Annotated in this window: 12 protein-coding genes and 1 pseudogene; 1 reads left to right on the top strand and 12 read right to left on the bottom strand. The window is 70.6% G+C overall.

Annotated features, from left to right (window positions below):
• The first annotated feature begins 187 nt into the window (after nucleotides 1-187).
• The gene (locus ACU436_RS35960; RefSeq protein WP_459031547.1) at nucleotides 188-787 is read left to right on the top strand and encodes a hypothetical protein; all 600 of its coding nucleotides are present in this window, start codon (nucleotides 188-190) and stop codon (nucleotides 785-787) included.
• Between the two features lie 268 nt (nucleotides 788-1055).
• Here the strand turns inward: ACU436_RS35960 and ACU436_RS35955 are convergent.
• The 12 genes and pseudogenes from ACU436_RS35955 to ACU436_RS35900 all read right to left on the bottom strand — a co-directional run bounded on the left by ACU436_RS35955 (nucleotide 1056) and on the right by ACU436_RS35900 (nucleotide 23107).
• Nucleotides 1056-2442 (bottom strand): annotated as a pseudogene (locus ACU436_RS35955) (IS1380 family transposase).
• A gap of 1080 nt (nucleotides 2443-3522) precedes the next feature.
• Nucleotides 3523-4836, bottom strand: a complete 1314-nt coding sequence (locus ACU436_RS35950) for an ATP-binding protein (protein WP_459031546.1) — start codon at nucleotides 4834-4836, stop codon at nucleotides 3523-3525.
• The gene (locus ACU436_RS35945) at nucleotides 4833-8138 is read right to left on the bottom strand and encodes an eCIS core domain-containing protein (protein ID WP_459031545.1); all 3306 of its coding nucleotides are present in this window, start codon (nucleotides 8136-8138) and stop codon (nucleotides 4833-4835) included. Before ACU436_RS35945 ends, ACU436_RS35950 begins: the two co-directional genes overlap by 4 nt.
• A gap of 4 nt (nucleotides 8139-8142) precedes the next feature.
• The gene (locus ACU436_RS35940) at nucleotides 8143-9531 is read right to left on the bottom strand and encodes a contractile injection system tape measure protein (RefSeq protein ID WP_459031544.1); all 1389 of its coding nucleotides are present in this window, start codon (nucleotides 9529-9531) and stop codon (nucleotides 8143-8145) included.
• A 16-nt stretch (nucleotides 9532-9547) separates the two neighbouring features.
• Nucleotides 9548-13312, bottom strand: a complete 3765-nt coding sequence (locus ACU436_RS35935; protein ID WP_459031543.1) for an Ig-like domain-containing protein — start codon at nucleotides 13310-13312, stop codon at nucleotides 9548-9550.
• Complete coding sequence (locus ACU436_RS35930; protein WP_459031542.1) at nucleotides 13312-16167, bottom strand: hypothetical protein; 2856 nt, start codon at nucleotides 16165-16167, stop codon at nucleotides 13312-13314. Before ACU436_RS35930 ends, ACU436_RS35935 begins: the two co-directional genes overlap by 1 nt.
• On the bottom strand, nucleotides 16164-19763 hold the full coding sequence (locus tag ACU436_RS35925; RefSeq protein WP_459031541.1) for a baseplate J/gp47 family protein: 3600 nt from the start codon (nucleotides 19761-19763) through the stop codon (nucleotides 16164-16166). The genes ACU436_RS35930 and ACU436_RS35925 overlap by 4 nt, the downstream gene beginning before the upstream one ends.
• Nucleotides 19760-20212, bottom strand: a complete 453-nt coding sequence (locus tag ACU436_RS35920) for a GPW/gp25 family protein (protein ID WP_459031540.1) — start codon at nucleotides 20210-20212, stop codon at nucleotides 19760-19762. Before ACU436_RS35920 ends, ACU436_RS35925 begins: the two co-directional genes overlap by 4 nt.
• Nucleotide 20213: 1 nt before the next feature.
• A complete protein-coding gene (locus ACU436_RS35915) occupies nucleotides 20214-20483 on the bottom strand; it encodes a PAAR domain-containing protein (protein WP_459031539.1) in 270 nt (89 codons plus the stop codon).
• A 10-nt stretch (nucleotides 20484-20493) separates the two neighbouring features.
• Nucleotides 20494-22233 carry a type VI secretion system tip protein VgrG gene (gene vgrG / locus ACU436_RS35910; protein ID WP_459031538.1) on the bottom strand — a complete coding sequence of 580 codons (1740 nt, stop codon included), beginning with the start codon at nucleotides 22231-22233 and terminating at the stop codon, nucleotides 20494-20496.
• Nucleotides 22230-22931 carry a CIS tube protein gene (locus tag ACU436_RS35905; protein WP_459031537.1) on the bottom strand — a complete coding sequence of 234 codons (702 nt, stop codon included), beginning with the start codon at nucleotides 22929-22931 and terminating at the stop codon, nucleotides 22230-22232. The genes vgrG and ACU436_RS35905 overlap by 4 nt, the downstream gene beginning before the upstream one ends.
• Before the next feature lie 5 nt (nucleotides 22932-22936).
• Complete coding sequence (locus ACU436_RS35900) at nucleotides 22937-23107, bottom strand: DUF5908 family protein (protein ID WP_459031536.1); 171 nt, start codon at nucleotides 23105-23107, stop codon at nucleotides 22937-22939.
• Between the last annotated feature and the right edge of the window lie 5 nt (nucleotides 23108-23112).

Genomic DNA, 23112 nt, shown 5'->3' with positions numbered 1-23112 from the left:
CAGGCACACCGCTCTCCGCTCTATGGCACCTGATCCTCGACAGTTCAGGAACCTAAGCGGGAGCGGCGTGCCGCCTACACAGGCGCGCCCCGCGACCCACGGATCAGTCAGGAGCGCCCACTAATGCTCTCCCACGCCTAGTACTCCAGCCGGACTTCGTGATCTTGCTGGCCGGGGTGCTGGGAACGTGGCGCGGCCTCTGCTTGTTGCCCTCGGCGCCATGCGGCGGAGCTTGCGCGGCTGCGAGAATGTGCTGTCCGGGATCGACGAGGCGCAGCTTCGCCTGCCCGGCGACGGGGTGACGCGCTCCGCAATCTTGTACGTGGGGATCGAGCAGACCGATGTCTGGCTAGAGCTGCTCGGGCCAGGACGGGGTCGGCGCGCTGCCGACACCGTCGTCACATCCCGCCGACTGAGCCGTGTCGGACTTGAACGGTGGAGCCACGAACTGCACGGCCAGTTCAGCGACCCGGCGGACCGGGACCGGCTGCTCACGATGACCGGTGGCTGGCCCCTGCTGATCGACAGCGTAGCAGCTGCGTGTACGCGCGGAATTGGCACGTTCGAGGCGCTGATGCTCTTGCATGGCGACCTCGAGGGTGATCTTGGTCGGGAGTTGCTTGCTGCGACCAACCTTCGAGCAGATCCTCGTGGATGCCGACCGACCGACCGACCGACCGCGACGCTGGCAGCCCTAATCGCAGTCGGGGCCGTGGGTCGCGATGATGACGGTACGTTATCCCTGGAGGCCGTGCTCGCGCAGCTGTGGCAAATGCACCATGGCTAAGGGGGTACGCCGGACAACGCCACACTGTTAGGCCCAATGGGAACGAACAGGGCGGTGTTGAGGGTCTCGAGCACCTTCGGTTTGTCTACGTGGAACTCGCCTGCGCCGGCGGTCTCGTGCCCGCCTACTAAGCCTGGATCCACCGCCGCTGCTTTGCCTTGCCGATAGTTGATCTTTGAGTACTCGGGACGGTGGTCGAGCACGGGTGATCCGCCGGTCTGTCCGGCCTTTCCACTGGGTCTCCAGTCGTGCCTCGTGGGGCGGGTGGTCAGGCTGTTGTGGGGAGGGGGTCGTGCAGGGCGTGGTGGAACAGTTCGTCGAGTCCGTCTTGCCAGGGCCAGTGTTGTGGCAGGTGCAGCACGAGGCGGTGCGCGGAGCGGGCGAGCCGGGCGGGGACGGCGATCAGGTGGGCGCGGATGGTGGCGGTGCGGGCCCGGGCATGGAACGCGGTGGCGAGCGCGCCGGCGGCGCGGGTGAGGCTGTGCGCGATGGCGGCACAGACCAGCCAGGCGGCGTTCGCGGTGAACCACCCCGACGGCAGGTGGGCGAGCGCGGAGTCCTTCAGGTCGGCGATGACCTGCTCGACGATCGCGTGGTCACGGTGGGTGGCCTCGGCAGCAAGCATGGGTTCCGGGCTGTCGGTGACGATCGCGTGGTGGCGGTAGACGGCGAACATCTCGCCCTGTCCGGCGGGCACGGTGGTCGGGTTGAGCCGCCGCACCCGCCGCACGATTAGCGAGGCGGTGACGTGCTCGGCCTTGCGGCGGCCGGTGAACGCGGTGAACTCGATCTCGGCGACCTCGGCATCGGAGACCCACCGCTGCCTCCGTCGTCCCAGATCGCGTTCGGGTAGCGGATCGGCACCCACGCCCTGTCCGGGATCGTGCTGATCGCCCTGGTCACGGTGGGTGTGTGGCGGGCGGTGATGGAGAAGCGGGCCCGGCGCGGCGGCAGGCGTTGATGATGTCGTAGCCGTAGAAGGCCGAGTCCGCGCGCACGATCACTAGCCCGCCCGCACCGATGCGGCGGGCGGTGACCAGCGCGTCGGTGAGTAGCTTGGCGGCGCCGCGCACCGAGTTCGTCGAGCCCTTGCGCAGCCGGGTGGCGGCGATCACCGGCGCCGAGGTCGGCGTGCTGATCGTGGCCAGCAGCGCGTTGAGCCCGTTGATGCCGGTGTAGCCGCGGCCGGCGCCCTGCTTGGCGTACCCGTAGGTGCGGCGGACCGTGTCGTCGAGATCCACGAACGCGACCTTGTTGGCGCCAGCCAGGATCGGGGTGGCGACCGCGAGCCGGGTCAGCAGCCGGGCGGCGACGGCGTCGAGTTGGCGGACGTGCCCGAAGGTGAACAGCCGCAGGAACGTGCCCAAGGTCGAGGGCGCCCGAACATCGCGGAACAGCCGGGGCATGCCGCCGTGGCGCAGCAGATCCATATCGTCGATGGAGTTCGCGCCCGCGACCATCCCGGCGATCAGCGCGAGGACCTTCGCGGTGGCGTTCGCGCCGCCCTTCGCGGTGATCCGTAGCCGCTCGCCCAGCAGCGTTGCCAGCCCGCAGCGCGTGGCCAGCGCCAACACCGCCTCCAGGCCGCCGCACGACACGAGATTCGGATCATCGAACCGCACGCTCATCGCGCGGCAGGCATGAGATAGTCGCATCCAGCGGATGCCCTTCTACTCGGTAGATCAGGACCCTCGACAAGTCCTATCTTCCCAGGTCAGAGGGGCATTCGTGTGTCATGACCCGCCGTCAGACGCCCATTACCGCGGTGGATCCAGGCTCAAGGGTCGTCGCCCTCCCCACCGCCGGCGGCATGCACGTCGAGACCGCGGTGCCTCGTCGATAGCCCGCCGCCCAACCGGCGCCACTCTGGCAAGTCACGTCGACGTCACCCGCCGACGCCGGGTGCGCGGACACGCCATCGCCTTCGACGTGGCCCATGCGCTCGACGCCAACGGCTGCCTCTACCCACTTCCGACACCAGTTCGGTGGCTTCGGTATCGATCTTTTCCCGGCTGCGGGGAGCGTCCGGGGCCCACCACCGCGCGCAGCGGGCGTCGGCACTGCATCGTTTGACCGACGGGAGCGAGCAGACACCCCCCTCGCCCTTCACGACGGGCAATACCACGGTGGGCGCGCCCGAGGTCTTGACCAGCAGGCCGGAAACCGGGCGCTCGCGTCCGGACGGGTCCGACCACGTGGCATGGAGAGCGGCTTTTCCTGTGGTGGCTAGCTGTGATGTCCAGGCAGGTTGTTGAGTCTGCTCATGGGCCGGCCGCCGATGGCGGAGTGGGTCCGATGGTGATTGTAGAAGTGGACAGCCCGGGCATGCCCTATCGACGACCGGGTTGCCGGCCCTCTGACCATGGAGCGCGTCCGGGAGTGCTCCGGATCAGCCTGATGGTCTGCGAAATACATCTCCGCGATCGGTGATAGGCATCGTTGAACTGGACAGTCGCACCGTTGTCACACGATGGGGCTCCTGTCGGCGGCCCTCAGACCGTGATCAGTTCTGATCTTCACACGCTCGAACACCACCTCGGCGCGTCGAGGATGTACGGCACGAACTGCGCCATACCGCACCTGCGCACGCCGTGGACGAACACGACCAAGACGTGGCTCGGACTCGCGGCCCGTCGTTAATGAATGACTTCAATTGAAGTGGGGTGTGGGAGGCAAGCGGTTCGGAGCCGTGGTCGGCTCCACGGTTGATACTCGGCGACCTCAGTCCCGAGCGCTCATACGATCTTGCCTTCCTTGACAAGCTCGCGGAGGATCGCCGACTTGAGCAATTCGGAGTCGACTGTCCGCGTGCCGTCGGCGAGGGCTCTGATTGCGCAGAGGTGGGCAACGTTAACGATGCCTGAGCCGGTTAGCTCGTACCGGCCTGCGATGTCGTGCCAGTCGATGTCGTCGGCGATCGTGAGCTGCGGGGGGAAGGTGCGTTGCCAGATGCAGCTACGGTCCTCCGGCCGGGGCATCGGGAAGCTGACCGCTCCCTGGAAGCGCCGGCGGAACGCCTCGTCGAGATTGCCCCGCTGATTTGTGGCAAGGATCACGAGGCCGGCGAAGCTCTCGATCCGCTGGAGCAGGTAAGCGATCTCCTGGTTGGCGTACCTGTCGTGGGCGTCGCGGATCTCGGTGCGCTTGCCGAACAGGGCATCGGCCTCGTCGAAGAACAGGATCCAGTCCTTGTGCTCCGCCTTGTCGAACAGCCGTGCCAGGTTCTTCTCGGTCTCGCCGATGTACTTCGACACCACCCGCGACAGGTCGATCCGAAACACCGGCCTGCCCGTGCTCTTGCCGAGCAACATGGCCGTGAGCGTCTTTCCCGTGCCGGGCGGACCGTAGAACATGACGCGGTAGCCGGGCTTGACGCGCTTGCCCATTCCCCACTCGGACAGCAGCGTGTCGTTGAACCGGACCCAGCTCTCGATCTCCCTGATCCGGTGTTGCGTCTCGGGGTCCAGCACGAGGTCGTCCCACTCCATCTCAGTCTCGATGAGTTCGGCCGGGAACTCGGTGCTGAACCGGGGCGTGCTCGTGGTGCCGGTGGTGAGCCGTTCGATGATCTCGGGGTCGAGGACGAGCCGACCGCTCATCACTGGCTCGCCCTCGGGCACCGGGTCGAGCCACAGGACACACCGGCGGGCGAACCAGTGGCCGCCGCCCGACAGGAGGCGCTGCACCTCCAGGCGCCCGGCGAGGTCGTCGCCGGCCAGCACGAACTGGGCGGTCTCACCGGTCGGTAGTACGCCGCGGTGTCGCTCGGTCCGGACTCCGCCGAACACGGGCAGGTCGCCGCCGTCGGGGAGGTACTGCCCGATCAGCCGTTCGAGGAGGTCAGGTGCCAGGTGGGGGGCCAGCGCCAGCAGCATGACCACCTGCTCGGCCGAGGAGACCTCGTGGCCGCCGTTCAGATCGGAGAACAGCCCGAGGATGGCCGACGGCTCGGCTCTCGACGGGGCCGGTTCTCGTGGATACGCCTCGAGCCGCGCGGTGACGATCGTCTCGAGCAGACACAGCGCGGCGGCGAGATCGGTCGGGTTCATGTCTTCTTCACCGGAGTGATGGGCATCGACTCGTCGAACGCCCAGGCTCGCTTCATGCGGGAGACGTGGTTGTCGAGCTCCGCATCGGCCATCTCCGGGTGCCCGTCGTCGAGATGCTTCTGGATGGAGCGGTTCTCCGAGCTGTCACCGAGGAAGATGTTCTTCGCGTAACCGAAGAACCGCCCGAACCGGATCTTCGCCGCGGTGACGATCGCCTCGGAGTCGAGCTTATTCTTTTTCTTCTTCGACGTCGAGACGACCGGCACCCGTGCCTCCGGAATCGAGCCGCGTTGCTCGATCAGCAGCTTCGCCTCCGAGAGCTTCTTGTCCGACAGGTGCTTCTCGTAATGGGTGGCCATGTCGTCGGACGACACCACGTGCCGCCGGTCAATGTTCTCGGCCACGTTGATCCGTCGGCCCTTCTCGTCGTCGACGAGATAGTCCGTCGCGGCGAACGGCTTTCCCGCGAGTCGCTTCTTCTGTTCCTCGTACTCAGCGGCGATCTTGCGCTTCTGCGACACAGTGAACCCCGATCGCTCGATCACGACCGTGGCGACCTTGCCGTCGCCGCCCCACTCGGTGAGGGCGTCGATGATGATCTTCGACAGCGCCACCAGCAGCTTGTCGAGCGTGTGGGACTTGTCCTCCGCCGCGGCTCGCTGTGTGCCGCCCGCCGCGGCCGCGGAGTTGTCGTCGATCGTCACCAGCTCGCCCTGGAGCGAGGCGATCTGCGTCTCCGACGTCCTCGTCGCCGCCAGCGGCTTGTCGGCCTTTGGGCCGGCGTCGGCGGCGTCGGCCTCGCGCTGAAGGAACTCCGACGGCTTCTCCGGATCCGACTGCACCACCAGCTTCGCCGACCTGCGCTCGCCCTGGAACGTCAGTGTGTGGGGCTCGTCGCCCCCGGTGATCGGGACCTTCTTGCGCCACCACTCCAGGATCTTCCTGGCCGCGTCCTTCGCCTTTGCGACGAGCTTGTCGAGCAGCTTCCCGAGCCACGCGACGATCTTGTCGAGCGCCCGGTCGATGGGCGCGCGGATCTTGCGGACGATGCCGACGAGCTTCGCAGGGATGCTGCCCAGCCCCGCGAACTTGGCGAGGAACCCGATCACGAGGGTGAGGGTGTTGGCCATGGTCAGCTCGACGCGCTTGGCGGCGTTGTCGACCTGGCCGGCGGCGATCGCCGAGATGGAGTCGACGAAGGAGGCGACCACGGCGCCGATCTGCTGGATCTTCTCGACGAAGAACGACACGGTGTTCCAGATCGCCAGGATCGCCTGGACGGCCGCTCCGGCCGGGTTGAGCATCATCACGAGCTTCTGGACGGCGGCCTTCACGACCTCGATCTGGATCATCTGCGTGACCTGGCCGATCAGCTGGTCCTTGAGCTCGCTCAGCTCGGCCTTGATCTGCTCCCAGGCCGCGGCGGGCCCGTCCTTCACCAGCGTGAGGAGGATCGACGCGGTCTTCTCCAGGCCCTGCAGCACCGGCTCGGGGATGATCTTGACGAGGTTGCCGCGGATGTTCTGCCACGTGAGTCCGAGCACCGAGAGCACGAGCTTGACGATCTCGAGCAGGCTGAAGGACTTCGGAATGTAGACCCCGGCCTCGGCGAGCGGCCCGACCAGCCATTTGATCAGGGCGGTCTTGAGGTGCTCGAGGATGTTGTCGGCGAACCGCTGGAAGCCCAGCCGTCCGGCGCGGACGAGGTGACCGACGAACCGGACCGGGTCCTTGATGATCGTGTGGAACGCGGTGCGCGCCCTGGCGATGTAGGGCATCACGCCGGGCGCCACCACCGACACGAGGATCTCCAGCAGGCTCAGCACCTGCCGGCCCGCCCACGAGCCGAACTCGACGGCGATCCCGAGGAACGCCGAGCCGACCCTGCGGAACGCGCCCACCACGCTGATCACGTCCTGGAACGTGAGCGAGCGCAGGGTCTCGAGGATCCTCGCGGGCACGGTCCGCACGAACCCGAGCAGTCCGGTGAGCGCGCCCTGGAACCAGGCGTAGGCCCGCTGCACGGCCTTGCCGCGCTTGAGGTTCTCCCACACCTCTTCCTGGCCGATCAGCTTCATGAACCCGCCGATCAGGGTCTCGGCGGTGCGGGGGTACGGCTCGCCGGTGATGGGGTCGCGGCCGAGGATCGCCTTGAGCAGGTCGTAGCCGCGGGTGCCAGTCGCGAGCGCGGCCAGCGGGGGCAGGATCGCCTGTTTGACCAGGTGGAGCAGCTCCCCCACCACGCCCGTGCCGAACGCGATCAGGCGCGTGATCGGGTCGGTGACGATGCGTTTGGCGCGGTCCCACACGTCACCCGGGTCGAGGATGTCGGTCCAGCCGAGCGAGTCGACGAAGCGCTTCAGGCCCGCGACGATCCCCGCGCCGATGTCGCCGAGGCCGGCCACCTTCCGCTCGACCCAGCTCGCCGCGGAGCTGATCACGCCGTGGTTGTCGAGCGCCTGCGTGATCAGTACACCGCCGGGCACCAGCTCGATCAGCGCGCGCAGGAAGTTGCCCGCCGTACGGTCGACGCCGCGGCCGTTGATCGGATTGAACCCGATAACCAGCGTCAGCATTCGGTAGCCGGGGACCACTGCGGCCTTGTCCGCGAAGTAGTCGAGCACGTCCCGGACGCCGAGGCGCTGCACGGTGGGTGGCCCCTGCTCCTCCTTCGGTATCTTCGGCACCCTCAGCGTCTCCGGCGCCGCCGTGTGGGCGACGGTGGTGCCCTGCTGGATCGTGTGGGTTAGCTCGTGGGCGAGCAGGTGACGTCCCTCGGCGGTCCCGGGCCGGAACTGGTTGCGGCCGAAGAAGACGTGGTTGCGGTAGGTGAACGCGCGGGCGCTGAGGTGGTTGCTGAGGCTGTGGGAGGTCTCGTCGGCGTGGACGCGCACGTCGCCGAAGTCGGTGCCCAGGCGCGGCTCCATGAAAGACCGCACCTCCGACGGCAACGCCTGACCGCCGGTGGTGGCCTGCTGGATCTGCGACTGGAGTCCCGCCGCGGCGGCGGGCGGGCCCTCGCCGAACCGCTGGACCTGCGGCTCGGCGGTTCGCTGAACCGGTGGCGCCCCCAGCGCCGCGTCGGGCATCCGCATCACCTGGTCGGCGGCCCGGTCGGCCTGCTTCTCCAGGGGGTCGCCCGGCTTGCTCACCGTCGGCTTGGCCTGCACGACGCGGACGTCGGCCGCCTTGCGCAGCACCGGGGTGAAGAAGCCGGGCCTGCGGGCCGCGCCGAAGAAGCCGGTCGAGCGCGGGACGCTCGCCGAGTGCGGCTTCTTCGACGGGGTGGTGGCCTTCCGCATGCCGCTACCGCCACTCGACCCGGAGAAGGCGCCGCATCCACAGCAGCCTGACCATCGAGACGCCCCAGGGGAGCTGGTCCAGCAGGATGTCGGCGGCGCGGGTCTCGACCCGCAGCAACCAGCCGCCGTCGACGTCGACCGAGAGCGTCCCGGGACGCGTCAGGAACTCGCCGCGCAGCCCGTCCGGTGAGGTGTTGCGCAGCGCCTCCCAATGGCCGATCGCCGCGTCGAGCAGGGCCGTCGCCTCCTCGATCTCGGCGCCGGTGAGCCCGACGTCCGCCTCGACCGGCTCGTCGAGGGACAGGCCGCACAGCACCTTGGCGAGGGTGAGCTGGTGCTCGGGCGCGGTCGGCTCGCCGGTCGCGAGATGGTGGATCAGGCACACGGCTCGATCGGGGTCGAGCAGCTCGTCGCCGTCGGCGACGCCGAGGCCGGTGAGGAAGCGGCTCAGGAAGGGGTGCAGCAGCACGACTCCCGCGTGGTCGACGAGGATCCCGCCGGCGTCCGCCTCGCGGTCGGTCTGACGTTCCGGGGCAGGCCGCCGAGGCAGGTCGCCGATGTCCTCTCGCGTCGATCGCTCGTCGCGTCGCTCGGTGGCGCCCGGCCAGTGGTGTTCGAGCGCGGCGGCGAGATCCGGGTCCGGGGTCGATGCCGTCCACGCCGCCCGGACGAGGGCGCTCGCCCCGACCGGCCGGTCCGTCGCGGCCGCCGCCAACGCGACGTCCCAGAGCCGGCGCGTCAGCGTCGACGCCCCGGCCGCGTCGAGTCGGCGCAGCACGTCCTCGGTCGCGACTGCCTGCTCCGGCGACACGCTGCGCAGCAGGAGCATCACGAACGCCGGCGTGAACTGCTTCACGACGCGGGCCCGGATGTGCGGTGCGGCCAAGGCCGTCCGCAGCCGGTCCCGGCTGGTCGGTGCCGGGCCGCTGTCCGACCACGCGGCGATCACCCCGTCCTCGAGCCGCGCGCCCGCCGGGATCCGGAAGGACCAGGGCAGGCGGCCGGTACCGAGGAACTCGAGCAGTGCCTCGGCCACCGTCTCGGCCGGCCTGCGCCACCGCACGTTCTCCTCGGCGCCCGCCCCAGCGGCCGATCCCGCCGAGGCCAGCAGCGTCGGGCCGATCTGTTCAGCGACCGCCTGCCGCGCGGCCTCGGGGAACACCGTCGCGAGCCCGTCGAGCGAGGGGACCGCTACCTCGACGGCCAACCGGTCCAGCGTCAGGGACGTCTCGCCGGGGTCGACGTGGCGTAGCGCCGCCTCTATCGCGGGAACCAGCACGTCCGAGCACATCCGGGGCAGCCACCGTTGCACGGCCACCGCGTCCCGCTCCGTCCCGTGCATGTCGACGTTGAGCAGCAGGCGCCGCACGACGATCGAGGCCGGTCCTGCCATCGCCCCAGCCATCGCCTCAGCCACCGCCCTCGGAGATGTCGATGGTCCGCTCGACCGTCACCGTGCAGCCCTTCTCGGTGAAGGCCGTCAGGCGCACGAGCTTCTCGACGGGCTGAACCGGCTGGAACGCCACCGCGATCCGGTCGCCGCCCGCAACCGACGGCACCCCGTCCGTGATCTCCCACAGGTACTCCGTCGCTGGGTCGCTGCCCGACGAGAGGGCGTGCAGGACCAGTCGCTCGGGGACCGCGCCCTCGCGCCGGAAATCCAGCCTCAGGTCGGTGTCCTCGCACAGCCGAACCGGCGGCTCGGTGGGCCGGCACTTGTTCGACGTCGACACGTCGAACGGAGGGATGTGGATCTCGGACTCCTCGAGGCGGTCGGCGGCGGTCGTCCCTCTGGAGTCGTCGTAGACGAGCTCGATTTCGTGCCGTCGCTGTCCCTGCGTGAACGCCACGACGAGGGCGAACGTGAACTCCAGGCACGAGAGCCTGTCGATGTACAGCGTTCCTGTCGTGGCGGACTCCGGCGGCGAGGCGTACTCGAGTTGCAGCCACTGGTCCGACCCGACGGCGTCGGCCACCAGCCTGTTGATCGCCTCCGGCCACCTCTCGACCAGCCGCAGGAAGTCGGTCGCGCGGATCGGGCGCGGTGACCCCGTTGTCGTCCGCGGGCTCTGCACGGCCGCGGTGACCTCTCGGGGGTCCAACTCGATCGCGGCGCCGTCCTCGCCGATGATCACGAAGTGGCGGACCTCGGGGCTGTAGTCGTTGATCGGCAGGCCGGGCCGCGCCTCCGGGAGCCAGAACCGATGGCCCTGCCGGATCGCCGCGCCCTTGCACGGGAGGTCGCATTCGGACCGGAACGTGTCCGCGACGCGGCAGCCGGCGGCGTCGGTGACCACGACCTGAAGCACCTGGCCCACCGGCAGCGCCGGGCTTGTGTAGGTCACGCCGACGACCGTTCCCGGGTCGGCGACGTAGGGCGGGGTGCCGCCGGCCACGTCGAACTCCACGTGGAAGGTGCTGGCGCCGTCGATCACCCTGGGGCCGACGATCTCCAGCCGCGCCGCGACGGTGACCTGCAGCGGCGATGACTCGTTGCCGGCGGCGTCGCGCACGAGGATCGTGTGCGGGCCGGCCCCCAGCAGGATCGCGCCGGTCAGCTCCGCGAACGCGCCTCCGTCGACCTGGACGGATGTCGTCCCGACGGCGCCCGTGACGGTGACGGTTGCCTCAGCCTGGTCCTCCGCGTTCGTGCAGCCCGTGCGCGCGCTGACCTGCACGCGGGAGGCGGGCAGCTGGTACTGGATCGGCGGGCAGTCCGAGCAGCACAGGTACGGCAGGAAGAAGTCGGCGATCACGGTGCCGTCGGCGAGCTTCGCGACGGCGTCGGCGTACGCCCGCTCGGCGACGTCCGACGACCGCGTCCGCGACACCAGCTGTTTCCCGGTCAGCGCCCCGAAGACGAGCTGGACGTCGGGGTCGTCGGCGACGGTCGCCTTATACTGGAGTCGGGCGAGAGCCTCGGACAGCACGTCCGGTTCGACGGACGTGCGGTCGGACCGGGAGTCTCCCCCCGTCTGCGGGAGCTCGTGGTAGACGACGATGAAGGTGCCGCCGAGTGGCACGCCCGCCTTGTGCGCGATGCCGGGATGGCGTTCGAGGAAGTGCCCCAGGAACTGCGCCTGCTTCACGTCACGGACGCGCCGCCGGTACTCCCTGACCAGAGCCTGGATCGGGTCGAGCCGGCACCGGAACACGATGTCGTCGAGCCGGTCCGACAGGCCCGGGTGGTCGACCCCGCGGCCGCGGAGGCCTTCGATCTGGCGGGCGATCTCGACGAGCTCGCGGTAGCGCTCCTCGACGTCCGGTAAGTCGATCTTGCGCAGGTCGTCGGTGAGCCGGCCTGCGAGGGCGGACATTGCGCCGACCAGGCTGAACACCGCGATCGGGAAGAAGGCGCCGGCTGGGATCGGGAAGGGGGCGGGACCCGGGAACGGGAAGGGGCCCGGGAAGGGGAAGGCCAGGCGGCCGCCGGGCCTCCGGGCCAGCATGCTCTCGATCCAGTGCCCCAGCGTCCCGGGCCGGGCGACGAAGTCGGGCGCGTGGGTCCGCAGCAGCTCGAGCACGGGGACGATCGGCCGCTCGCCGCCCTGCCCGGGGGCCGGGAGGTCGTAGAAGTACTGCACCTGCTTGACGAGGAAGCAGATCAGCTCGGCCTTCAGCGTCTCGTAGAGCGTCTCCAGGTCCTGGAAGCGGCAGTCGTCCGCGCCGAGGTCGACGTCGACGTTCTCGTCGAACACCGCGGCGCGCAGGGCGACCACGTCGATCGGCAGCCGATGGCTCTTCTTGAGCGAGAGCAGCGCGTCGAGCACGCCGCGCACGTTCCTGCCCAGGTGCCCCTCAATCCGCAGGAAGCCGGTCGGTTCGAGATCGAAGCGCAGCGGGTCGGTGACGAACTCCGGGGGAGTGGGGGTGAACTCGTCGGCCCGGTAACCTAGGTTCTGGTTGGCCCGCCTGCGCCGCGTCTTCTCGGGATCCCACAGCTCGAACAGCGGCGGGGTGCCGTCGTGGTCGTAGTACCGGGGGATCGCCTTCGCCGAGACGGGCACGTCGCCCCAGCGGCTCGGGGTCACCCGCACGCCCTTGTCCGGGGGCGTTTCGGTGAAGCTCGCCTGCATCGCCACGAGCCGGCGGAACAGGACGCGCACCTCTCGCGAGCGGTCCTCGCAGTCGCCGACCGCGGGCGAGGGCAGGAAGCGGTGGCGGTAGGCCTCGGGGTCGTGCGCGACCGGATCGAGGACGCCGGCCATGAGATGGCGCGGGAACAGATCCTCCTGCGGGCAGCACGCGCACATGAGGTCGACGCCCTTCCACCGCAGCTCGTCGTACGCCGCGAGGAGGTCGTCGAACAGGTCCCAGTAGGACGGCAGGAGGAGCACCTGGTCCGCCGTCACCGGCAGGGCGTCGAGGAACCCGAACCTGTTGGTGAAGGTGGCGAATGGGTCGCTCGGGAAGTCGTCGCCGACCAGCGGACGGAACGCCCGGTACAGCGCCGTCAGCGCGGCGGCGGTGCGCTGCACCAGCTTGTTCTGGCGGAACGGCTCCTGGAACGCACGCAGCACGTCCTCCGCCGCCGCCGGAGCGCTGTTCGGCACGTCGATGCGCGGCATCCGCAGGTCGGGCAGCTGCAGGCGCCCGGACACCCCGGCTCCGGGGGAGGCGGGCGAGGCCGCGATCACCGCGTCGAGGTCGGCGACGTCGACCAGCAGGCGGCGGAGCGTGGCAGTGACCCGGGCGCCCCGGTCGTCGCAGCTGTTCGGGCCGCAGGTGCGCAGGTCGCCGGTGCGCAGCTCCAGGAACAGCACGACCGCCATCCGGCCGAGCGTGAACCGCGGGTCGGTCAGGGGAACCGCCCCGGGCTCGTCGTCGTCCGGGAACATCTCCCAGAGGTCGTACTGCTGCGCCGGGTCGGTGCCCGGCTTGACGAACGGGCGGTACGGGCCCGGCAGCGGGTACGCGCGGGCGTGGGAGAGGGTCAGGTCGGCGGGCTCGACGACCAGGTGGCCCTGCGAGGTTACCCCGCAGCCCCGGGACAGGCGGACGGTGCCCGGTTGCTCGAGCGCAACCTCCAGCCCGCAGACGACGCCGACGCCGATCAGGTCGGCGCGGGTCAGCCGGTTCTGCTCGTCGAGGTACTCGAACAGATCGTTCAGGTGGGCGTCGGTGAGCACCTGGTTGGCGGCGAAGACCGGGTAGGTGAGTTCGGTGATGTCCATCAGTTGCTCCCGAGTGCCGTCTGTCCGAGCCGGACGGGGTTGACGTCGGAGCCCGCGTCGCAGTCGTGGAGGGTCGCGTGCGGATAGGTGTTGCGGAGTGCGCCGAGCTCGCCCAGCAGCTCGTGCAGCCGGTACGAGACGTCGGTGTAGGTGGCGTACCGCTGCCTCAGCAGCGTGTCGATCGCGGCGGCCACGCCCGCCTCGACGGTGAGGTCAGCGGGCAGGGGCGGGGGGTCGAAGACGGGCAGGTGCTCGGGCGGGGTGCCGGCGGCGACGTGGCCGCTCAGCCACCCGTGGAAATGGGTGCCGACGACAGTGAGGATCGTCGCGGCGGTCGCGCACAGCTGCTGGTGGCCGGCCGTCGGCGCGCCGGCGGTGAGCAGTTCGAGCACCGTCTCCTGCAGGCGCTCCTGCGTCCAGTCGATCGCGGCGTCCGCCCCCGCCCACTTGTGCCAGGCCTCCTCGAAGCGGGCGAACGGGTCGTCGTCGACCCAGCAGGTCTTGACCAGCAGGTGCGACGGCGTCTGCTCCCGGATCGTCCGCTCGGCGAACCGGCGCAGGGTGATGTTCGTGCTGAACGGTGCCGTCCAACCGGGCTGCACGTAGGTGAGGCGGAAGGAGTAGGGGTCGGCAGCGCAGCACGAGCCCTCCGCCGACACCGGGAAGAGGGCGTCGCCGGGGAACTTCGGGCGTAGCAGCAGGTGCTCCACCACGATGCCGCGCCGGAGATCCTCCGGCAGTCCGAGCAGCAGCTCGACCCGCTGCTGCAGGCCCGAGCGGTTGCCGGGGTCGGCGACGTCGACGGCGCGGTCGATCCCCTTGCCGCGGTCGTGGCTGATCCGCGGGAACGCGCGCAGGAAGTCGATCTTGTCGCGCGCGAGGCCCTCGCTCGCCCTTGCCCGGCCCTCCAGATCAGTGAGCAGGAGGGCGTACTCGCCGAAGCCCTCGCCGAACCGGGCGAGCACGTGGTCGAGGAACCGGTTGCGGCGCTCGTGGAACTCGGCCTCCGACTCGACCAGCCCCTGCACGGTGGCCGCGTCGGGCCCGGTGATCGGCGGCGTTCCGACCGTCCCCGTGAAGTAGGTCCGGTTGATACCGGGGTCCAGGGAGAACAGGTCGCCGACGTGCGCGACCTGGGCGTAGCCGTTGCGCAGCAGCTGCTCGTAGACCATCAGGTACGCCGTGAGCTGCCTGGCCTGGGCGTTGCGCAGCTCGGTGGCGGTCGACGGCAGCCCGGCCGGGCCGGTGCCGTAGACGAGCGGGAGGCTGTGCTGGACGGGGAAGTAGTCCTCCACCGCGCGGGTGCGGCCGGTCGGCATCGGCAGGTCCAGCTCGGTGGCGCGCAGCTTCGGCCGGGCGGCCTGGCCGCGCAGCTGCGCGAGGGAGTCCTCCGCCTCGTCGAGGCGCGGCAGGAACGGGAGCCCGCCGCTGACGAAGCCGAACCGCGACAGCCCGCGGTGCAGCCTCGGTCGCTCGTGGGGTCGCAGGGGCAGCAGCCAGGCCGCGCCCGGGACCGGGGTGCCGAGCGCGTCGTAGGCGGTGAGGACGAGGTCGGCGACGTCGATGACGCCGGGGATGCCGATCAGCCGGGCGATGATGTCCGAGCCGCGCACCTCGGCGGCGGGGGCCTCCTGCGCGGCGAGGAACCCGTTGCGCAGCTCCGGTCCGTTGAAGATCGTCTCGACGGGCACGCCTCGGTCGAGCAGCTCCTGCAGCGACCGGAACTCGACGGGCGGCTGCAGATGGCGCTCGATCTCGGACCAGATCTTCGCCTGCACGAGCTCGATGTCGGCGGTGGGCTCGACCTCGACCTCGGCGCAGACGGCGACGTCGACGATCTCGACCAGGTCGACGTGGCAGACGTCCTCGTCGAGGTTGCGGTGCGCCGCGAACACGGCCTGTGCCTTGTCGATCGCCTGGTCGACCAGCGCCGACTTCTGCCGGTACGGCTCGACGAAGCCCTCCGCCGTGCCGTCGCCGAGCATGCCGATCACGTCGTCGACCCTGGTCGCGCGGCGCACGGCGTTGTCGCCGAACCGCCGGACCGCGACGTTCTCGATGATGATCGGCGGGTTCCCGACGAGCCCGATCGTGAAGTCGGCGTAGAACGCGTCGAACCAGTGATCGCGCAGCTCTGCGTCGGTCACCCGGGCGGTCCCGGTGGTCGTGCGGGTCAGGTTGGTGACGGTGACGGTGACGCTGGACGGCTCCGCGCCGGCCAGCAGCCGCTGCTCGTCGCGCCGCGCGAGATCCCACGGCGGGAAGCGCGTCTCGATCGTCAGGAGGTGCCTCCGCCCGTCGGCGTCCACGGCCCGGCGGCGCGTGATCCTGCGGTCGTTGAGATCGCCGAGCGTCGGGTCGGCCTCCAGCTCGAGCAGCACGTCGTAGAGGCCGCGCGGCACGATCGGCGTCACCTCGGCGTCGGGGTCGCCGCGCTGCGCCGGGTCGTGCGACAGCACCGGCTCGCCGTTCTCGCACCACGCGAAGAGCGGCGCGTCGCAGCCGCACGCCGGCTCGCGCACCCAGGCGTTGCGGACCTCGTCGACGTCGATCAGCAGGCGCCGGAGGTCGTCGACGGTGGTCGGGTTGACGGTGAGGACCGAACGCGCCGGGAAGAAGGGCTGGCCGGGGTAGGGGTCGTCCGGGTCGGGGGTGCCCACCGCCGAGGCGAGGATGTCCTCGATCGGGAACCGCGTCCGGTACGTGAGCTCGGTGATCGCGTACGCAAGCGCTTCGAGGATCGTGATGCCCGGGTCGTGGGTGTTGTAGTCGGTCCACGCGTCGCTCCCGGACCGCGCGATGTGGTCGATGCCCTCGCGGCGCAGCCGGTGGAAGTCCTGACCCGGGGACGTCATCGGCCCGCCACCCCCGTGGAGGGCCCGCAGGCGCACGGCTCGGCGGCGAGGGTCTGACCGGACGGGATCGGCGTGACGCAGTGGTGGCCCGACGGCGCCGAGACGAGGATCGAGATCGCCCGCGAGCCGACGACCTTCTCCAGGTCGGGCCCGTCCCCGGTGACGCCGGGGAACCGGTGGAACAGGTGGACGTCGCTCACGTGGTCGACGTAGGGCCGCTCCTCGACGAAGTCGACGATCACCGACTTGTGGATCGTGCGGTTGAACGTGGGGCGGGCGCTGCCGCGCACGGCCCACGGCGACAGGAACCCGGTGATCTCGGTCCTGAGCCTGTTGCGGTGGAACGTCTCGTCGACCCCGGCGCGGAACCGGACGCGCAGGGCAACCCGCACCTCCTCGAACTGGGGGTTGCGCACGTGCAGGGTGGCGAAGCACGACATCCGCTCGGCGAGGAACCGGTGGATCTCGCCCAGCACGCGCAGGCTGGTGTACGGACGCAGCGGGTCGCGCGGATCGGGCTCAGCGAGGTCCGGGATCGTCACGACGGTCACGTGGCCGGGCGCCAGCTCGTCGTAGACGTCGGGCTCGTACCGGGTGTGGTTCAGGCAGCGCGCCTGGAAGATCGCCGGGAACGCCTCGAGGATCAGGTGCTCGTAGTCCCACAGGGCGATCGCCCGGTCCTTGTGTCGCAGGCGCTCGCTGACCCGGGTGGCGAACGCGCCGGTGGACTCGGCCGGCCGCCCACCGAACGCCGGGAACGGCTGGGTCACGCCCTTCACGGCGGCGTCGGGCCGGTCGAGCTTGGTGATCGTGCCGGGCGGGGACGAGCCGCCCGTGGACGTCGCGGTGAGCGCCTGCGCGGCGATCGTGACGAGCCGGCACACGGCGTCGGGCGCCGACGCGACCGCGATGCGGACCCAGTGCAGGCCCCGGGGGAGCAGCGTGTGCTCGGTGGTCGCGTCGGCGGGGATCGCGAGGGTGACGATGCCGGAGGCGAGCAGCGCGTCCGTCCCGTCGTCGACGGCGTGGGTTGCGAACGGGACCCACGCGTCGCCGCGCAGGTAGCTCCAGCGGAGGTGGTTCTCGGGCTTGACGACCAGTGGGTCGGCCGTGCCGTCGGCCACCTGGAACAGCAGGGCCAGGTTCTGGGGCGGCGCCAGGCTGCGCACCCCGATGTACAGCTCGCCGTCGGCCGGTTCGTCCGGGCCGGCCAGGAACCGCGGCACGAGCGGCGCGGCCGTGCGCGGCTCCGCGTGCCCGAAGGGTGTGACGTGGAAGAACCGGCCGCGCGCCGGATCGTCGGACGTCTGCAACGCGATCTTCTGGGTGGCGGTGTAGGACAGTGTCAGCGAACGTGCGACCGGGACGACGGGGGCAGTTGGCACCCGTTTCCTGCGTCCGAGCAGGTAGGCGGCGAGGGCGGCCGGGTAGGCGTCGGTCCCGAACCCGGCGCTGAGACGCAGCCGGACGAAGCCGTGCCGGCTCACCGTCGAGTAGGGCACGTCGGCGGTCAGATCGGGCACGGTGACCGGGGGTGGGCCGACGGTGGCCAGCGAGAACAGGTAGGTCGTGTCATCGACGGCTGCGCTTTTCCGCATCGGGAGCTCCGGCGGAGTGGGGAGGAACTCGAGCGGGGCCCACCTTCCGCCCGTCAGGTACTCGGGCTGGACGACGGGTATCGGGTCGGTCGCCGACCTCGTGAAGGCGAACGGCTTCGCCATCCACGTCGTGTCGACCGTCAGCGTGTCGAGCTCCTTCTGGAACACCTCCTTCGACCCGATCACCAGCGCGCTGTTCGCCGCGGGCGCCGCCCCATAGGCCGGGAACGGCGTGGCGGTGTCGACCGGGCCGGAGTCGGTGGAGACGGCGAGCGTCCGCATCTCCTTGACGGCGACCCTCAGCGTGATGGCCTCGACGGTCACCGCACGGAGGTTGGCCGAGCCCCACGGGGCGTCGGACCGGTGACGCACCCGGACGACGAGCATCGGCAGCGCGGTGTCGAACGCACCACCGTGGACCTTCGCGGCATACGGCGTGATCGCCGGGGCGTCGCGCCCGACGACGACCCGCAGGCGGGCCGTGGTGGCCGGGTCGGGTTCGCCCTTGGCCGGCGGCTCGAGCGAGGTAGCCGGCGTGCTCAGCCAGCCCTTCTCCGTCGTGAGCTGGCAGGTGAGGTCCACGGTGCGATCGGTCCCGAACGGCTCGGCGGTCTTTACGACGACGTCGATCGTCCGCTCGCCCTCGGCCAGCCACAGGTAGTGGGACGCGATCGCGAAGCCCACGTCGGCAGGGGGCATGTCGATCGCCGTCAGGCTTCCGTCCGCGTAGGTCTTGGCGGCGAACGGGTGCCACGGCTCGCCCGTGCCGGTCACGGTCCGGGCGAAGATCCAGCCGTCGACGTTCGGCAGGGTCTCGGACTCCGTCGTGTTGCGGTGCCGGTAGAGGCTCCTCAGCTCGGCGACGGCACCCTGGTTGGCCACGAGGTCGCGGTCGACGGTGAAGAAGGCGTCGGCACCGCTGTCGTCCTTGCCGGCCCGCAGGCGGGTGCCCGCGGGCACGAGATGCGTCGTGGCCTGTCTGGCGAGCTGGACCAGCACGCGGGCGCGGCCGGGCTCGGCCGGGCGTTCCGCCAGCCGCAGCACCCGGCGGTAGTAGAAGTCCAGGTGCTGTTGCGTGAGTGTGTTGGCCTCGGCGCGTGCGTACTCGAAGAGCTGCAGGAACGCCAGGAACAGCGCGTAGTGCGGCGCGTGCCCGCTCTCCGCGAACCGGGCCCGCAGGGCGGCGCGGGCGTCCTCGACCACGCGCGCGAACCCGCCGAGGAAGGTCTCGCACACCGCGGTGAACAGGTTGTGCGTGCCGAGGTGGTTGATGTGGTCGACGACCGTCGCGCCGGTCCCATAGGCGCTCCGGTACGGGGTCAGGTCGCCGATCGACTTGTACGCCTCCCAATCCGAGCCCTCGTACCAGTCGAGGGAGAGGCGGTGATCGGTCAGCAGCGCGGCGAAGGAGAGGAGCGGACCGCCCAGGACCTGCGCGTCGATCGGTGGCGCTGCCGGGTCGACGACGCTGAGCTCCCGGCCGGCCAGGTGGTAGCCGATCAGCTGCCGCAGCGCCGGGCTCAGCCGGGCCCGGACCAGGTTGCTCAGGGTGGCCCGCAGGGCGTGATCGCCCGGCAGCCCCGCCTTCAGCTCGTCGAGCCGCAGCGCCAGCGTGGCGAGGCAGTCGAACACCGCCGCGAGCGATGCGATCAGGTCGGCGCCGGACGCCGTCGGCTCCGGGTTCTGGAGCGGCCGCAGGTGGTCGGTCACCGTCGTGCGGTACGTGGCGACGTCCTCGACCGCCGCGACGGCGAGCCGGGCCGTGACACCGGAGGCGAAGAACTCCGCCCACGTGCGCCCGGGCTCGGGCGCGTTGTCGAGGCCGACGTAGGGCAGGTACGCCGCGTACCGCGCGGCGAACACCATCGCGTGCTCGGGCCGGCGCTCGTCGACCGGCACGTGCGACGGGTCGAGCGCCGGGAGGGCGCGCCGCCCCTGGTGGGTGCCCTCGCGGACGAGCGCGCGCGGGTCCGTGCCACCGCCGCACCCGCAGCTCATGGCGTCTCCGGGAGGATCCGGACCGTGTCCGGGTCGATGTCGGTGCCCTCGCCCTGGGTGTAATACGGGAAGACGACGTTGAAGCGTGAGTTGGTGGCGCGGACGCGATACGTGACGCCGATCAGCACGCGCCCGTCGAGCGGGGCCTCAGGATCCGCGTCGACGCTCACCTGCTCCAGGTCGATGCGGGGCTCGTGATAGAGGATCGACGACTCGATCTTGTCGGCCATGAGGGTGCGCAGGCGCGTGTCGAGGTTCTCGAACACGAGCTCGTCCAGGTTGCAGCCGTACTCCGGGACCATGATCCGTTCCCCTCGGGCGGTGGACAGCAGGATGTGCAGGCTGGAGACGATGTCGGCCTCGTGCTCGAGCATCCGCACGCCCGTCGGCCGGTCGAAGGTGGGCGGGAACGACCAGCCACGTCCCAGGAAGCCGCGGTCGTCGGCCATGTCACCCCCCGATCAGCACGGTCGTCGCGCCGGGCGGGATCACGAGGCCGCCGCCCGCGGTTGGGTCGGTCACGCGGGCGGCGGGCCTGCCGCCGATCAGCACCGTTCCCGAGCCCTTGACGACGGCATCGGCACCGCAACCCGCGCCCAGGGTGGCCGCGGGCAGGCCGCCGACCAGAACGGTGGGCTCGCCCGGCGGAACGATCGGCACGGGGGCGCCCTGCGTCGCCGGGCTCACGATCTGGTCGGTCACGCGTGCGGCTGGGAACACGTCTGTCTCCTCAGTTGATCCGGACCAGCGAGCCCTTGACCGTCAGGACACCCCCGGCGCTGATCTCCGCGTTCGCCTGGCTCGCGGCCTTGAGGGCCGCCTTCGCCGCGAGCGAGATGTTGGCGCCCTCGACCTTCACGTCACCCGCCGCCGTGAGGGTCAGGTCCTTGGCGCTCGTGAGGGTGATCCCGCCGTCGTCGAGCGTCACGGTGTTGCCGTTCTGATCGGCCAGCGACACGGACTTCTCGTCCTCGGACAGGGTCAGCCGGTTGCCCGCCGGGGTCTCGAGCACGACGGTCTTCGCGTCGTCGTCGAACGTGAGCTTCATCTTCGACCGGCTGACGAAGCCCTTCACGTGGTTCTCGTCCCGCGCCGGCTCGGGGGCCGGCTTGGCGCTGCTGTGGCACTGGCCCAGCACCACGGGGGAGCGGGGGTCGCCGTCGAGGAAGCCGACGACCACCTCGTCGTCGATCTCGGGCCGGAAGAACGTGCCGCGGTCCTTGCCCGCGTCGAGCGTGGCCAGGCGCGCCCACACCCCCTCGTCGGAGGCGCTGACGAGCGGGAGGCGGACCTTGATCCGGCCCTCGCCGTCGGGGTCGTCCGCCAGCACCGTGACGACGCCGATCTGCAGCCCGTTCACGGTCGGCAGCAGGCCGCCCGCGGGCAGCGCGGTGACGGGGTAGGTGCTCGCGTGCAGCTCGGGGCTGAGGCCGAAGGCGGCGTCGGTCGTCCAGTTGCCGCCGGTGAACGTGTGGCGCACGCCGGTCACGTACTGCGTGCCCGCGAACCTGCCGCCGATGCCGGCGACCTCGACCACGTCGCCGGCCGCGACCCCGGCGAACCCCTGGAAGCGCACGCGGCCCCGCACCTTCGCGAGGCGGTCCTGGAGCAGGCGCCCGTCGGCCCATGCCTGCAGCTCCGGCTCGCTGAGCCGGCCGCCGTGGCGCAGCACGTGCGGTTCGCCGCCGAAGACATCGGCCAGCGCCGCCGGCGTCAGGTTGCCGCTCGCGGTGACCGACGGCTCGGCCGCCTCGGCCTCGACGACCTCCTGGTCGGCGGCGTTCCACGCCGTCGCCGTGATGCCCTTCACCTGCCAGCGGGCGTCGATCTCGGCGTCGAGCTCGAGAACGGTCGCGCCGAACTGCGTGGTGACGACCGGCGCGGCGCCGACCGCGGGCGGGCCGACGGTGATCTTCCCGGCGCGGACGGCGACGACGTGGCCGTTCGCCTCGGCCCGGCACACGAGGAAGTCCCAGTCGGTGGCGTCGTACTGGACCACCTCCCGCAGCGACGGCGTGGTGGCCGCCACGTCGCGGGTGAGGCCGTAGCCACCGATCAGCTCGTCGAGGAGGTCGCCGTCGGTGGTGTCGGTGAAGTAGCGGCTCTTCAGGCCGCTCGTCATCCGGACCGCCTTGTCGCGGCACTCCAGCGACAGGAACGTGGCGTCCGGGCGCACCCGGATGCGGTGCTTCACGATGATCCCCGTGAACACCGTCTCGGCCTCGCCCCGGTAGCCGAGCCTGATCTCGATCTCCTTGCCGGGAAGGAAGTGGTCGGTGTCGGACACCGCGAACGTCTGCCTCGCCGCCTCGCCGTCGCGCAGCTGGAGGGAGGCCGCGGGGATCCGGTTGAGCTCGGAGGACACCGATGCCGACAGCACGTGGAACTCGCCGGAGATCTCCGCGCCGCCGATCAGCACGCTGACCGAGCACACGTCCGGCGTGGTCGGGAGGGGGATCGTCGAGGTCATCGTGCCTCCGCCGGCAGCGGGGGGAACACGAGCGCCCGGCCGACGTCGAGGAACCGGATGTTGTCGAGCCGGTTGGCCGCGGCGACGAACAGGTAGTGGCGCGGCTCGCCGTACACCTCACCGCAGAGCAGCGGCAGCGTGTCGCCGGGCCGGACCGTGCGGCGCTGGGTGAGGTCGGGCGACCGGCGGTTCTCCAGCGCGATGCGCTTGCGTTCCTCGACCGAGCCGTTGAACTTGACCCGCACGACGGCCCGGATCGGCTGGCCGTCGGGGTTGAACAGCTTGTAGGTGATGCCGACCTCGACCGCCCGCCCCTTGAACAGCAGGTTCCCCCAGACGAGCTTGAGGTGGTACGGCTCGTGCGAGGCGCCGCGGTACTCGGTGAGCAGCTTGCGGAACGCATCGACGTCGTCGAACACGCCGTCGGGCTTCGGTTGCCCGTCGATCAGCCCGGTGTTGTCGAACAGGAACTCGAAGGTCAGCTCGTTCGGCAGGGTGTAGGCGAACTTGAGCTGCGTCCCGCTCGTGCCCGATCCCTGTGTCTTGTCGGTCTTGACCTTGTAATCGAGGGTGTAGGTCTCCGGGTTGATCAGCGCCTCGAACGACTCCGCGGCCTCGGTCCGGCCGCCGGACTCGGCCTTCTCCGACGTCTCGAAGGCGAGGATCAGCATCTTCTCGAGCTTCCCGGTCGCGGTCACGTCGATCAGCGCTCCCGCTGGTCGCGCAGGACCTGCAGCACCCGGTCGACACACTCGGCGACGAGGGCGTGCCGGGCATCGGCGTCCGGTTCGGGGCCCGGCGCGCCGGCCGGCCGGTCCCCGGCCGGGGCGGTCACCGACACACGGACGTGCAGTTCCTTTATCTCGATCGGCATGGTGG

This window comes from Pseudonocardia wallangbongensis, assembly GCF_054486945.1.
This window is presented reverse-complemented; position numbering and strand designations above follow the sequence as displayed.

What these genes read in the sequence shown, in the direction of transcription:
- ACU436_RS35950 (WP_459031546.1), bottom strand. Translation starts at nt 4,836, where the DNA reads ATGAACCCGACCGATCTCGCCGCCGCGCTGTGTCTGCTCGAGACGATC.
- ACU436_RS35945 (WP_459031545.1), bottom strand. Translation starts at nt 8,138, where the DNA reads ATGCGGAAGGCCACCACCCCGTCGAAGAAGCCGCACTCGGCGAGCGTC.
- ACU436_RS35940 (WP_459031544.1), bottom strand. Translation starts at nt 9,531, where the DNA reads ATGGCAGGACCGGCCTCGATCGTCGTGCGGCGCCTGCTGCTCAACGTC.
- ACU436_RS35935 (WP_459031543.1), bottom strand. Translation starts at nt 13,312, where the DNA reads ATGGACATCACCGAACTCACCTACCCGGTCTTCGCCGCCAACCAGGTG.
- ACU436_RS35930 (WP_459031542.1), bottom strand. Translation starts at nt 16,167, where the DNA reads ATGACGTCCCCGGGTCAGGACTTCCACCGGCTGCGCCGCGAGGGCATC.
- ACU436_RS35925 (WP_459031541.1), bottom strand. Translation starts at nt 19,763, where the DNA reads ATGAGCTGCGGGTGCGGCGGTGGCACGGACCCGCGCGCGCTCGTCCGC.
- ACU436_RS35920 (WP_459031540.1), bottom strand. Translation starts at nt 20,212, where the DNA reads ATGGCCGACGACCGCGGCTTCCTGGGACGTGGCTGGTCGTTCCCGCCC.
- vgrG (WP_459031538.1), bottom strand. Translation starts at nt 22,233, where the DNA reads ATGACCTCGACGATCCCCCTCCCGACCACGCCGGACGTGTGCTCGGTC.
- ACU436_RS35900 (WP_459031536.1), bottom strand. Translation starts at nt 23,107, where the DNA reads ATGCCGATCGAGATAAAGGAACTGCACGTCCGTGTGTCGGTGACCGCC.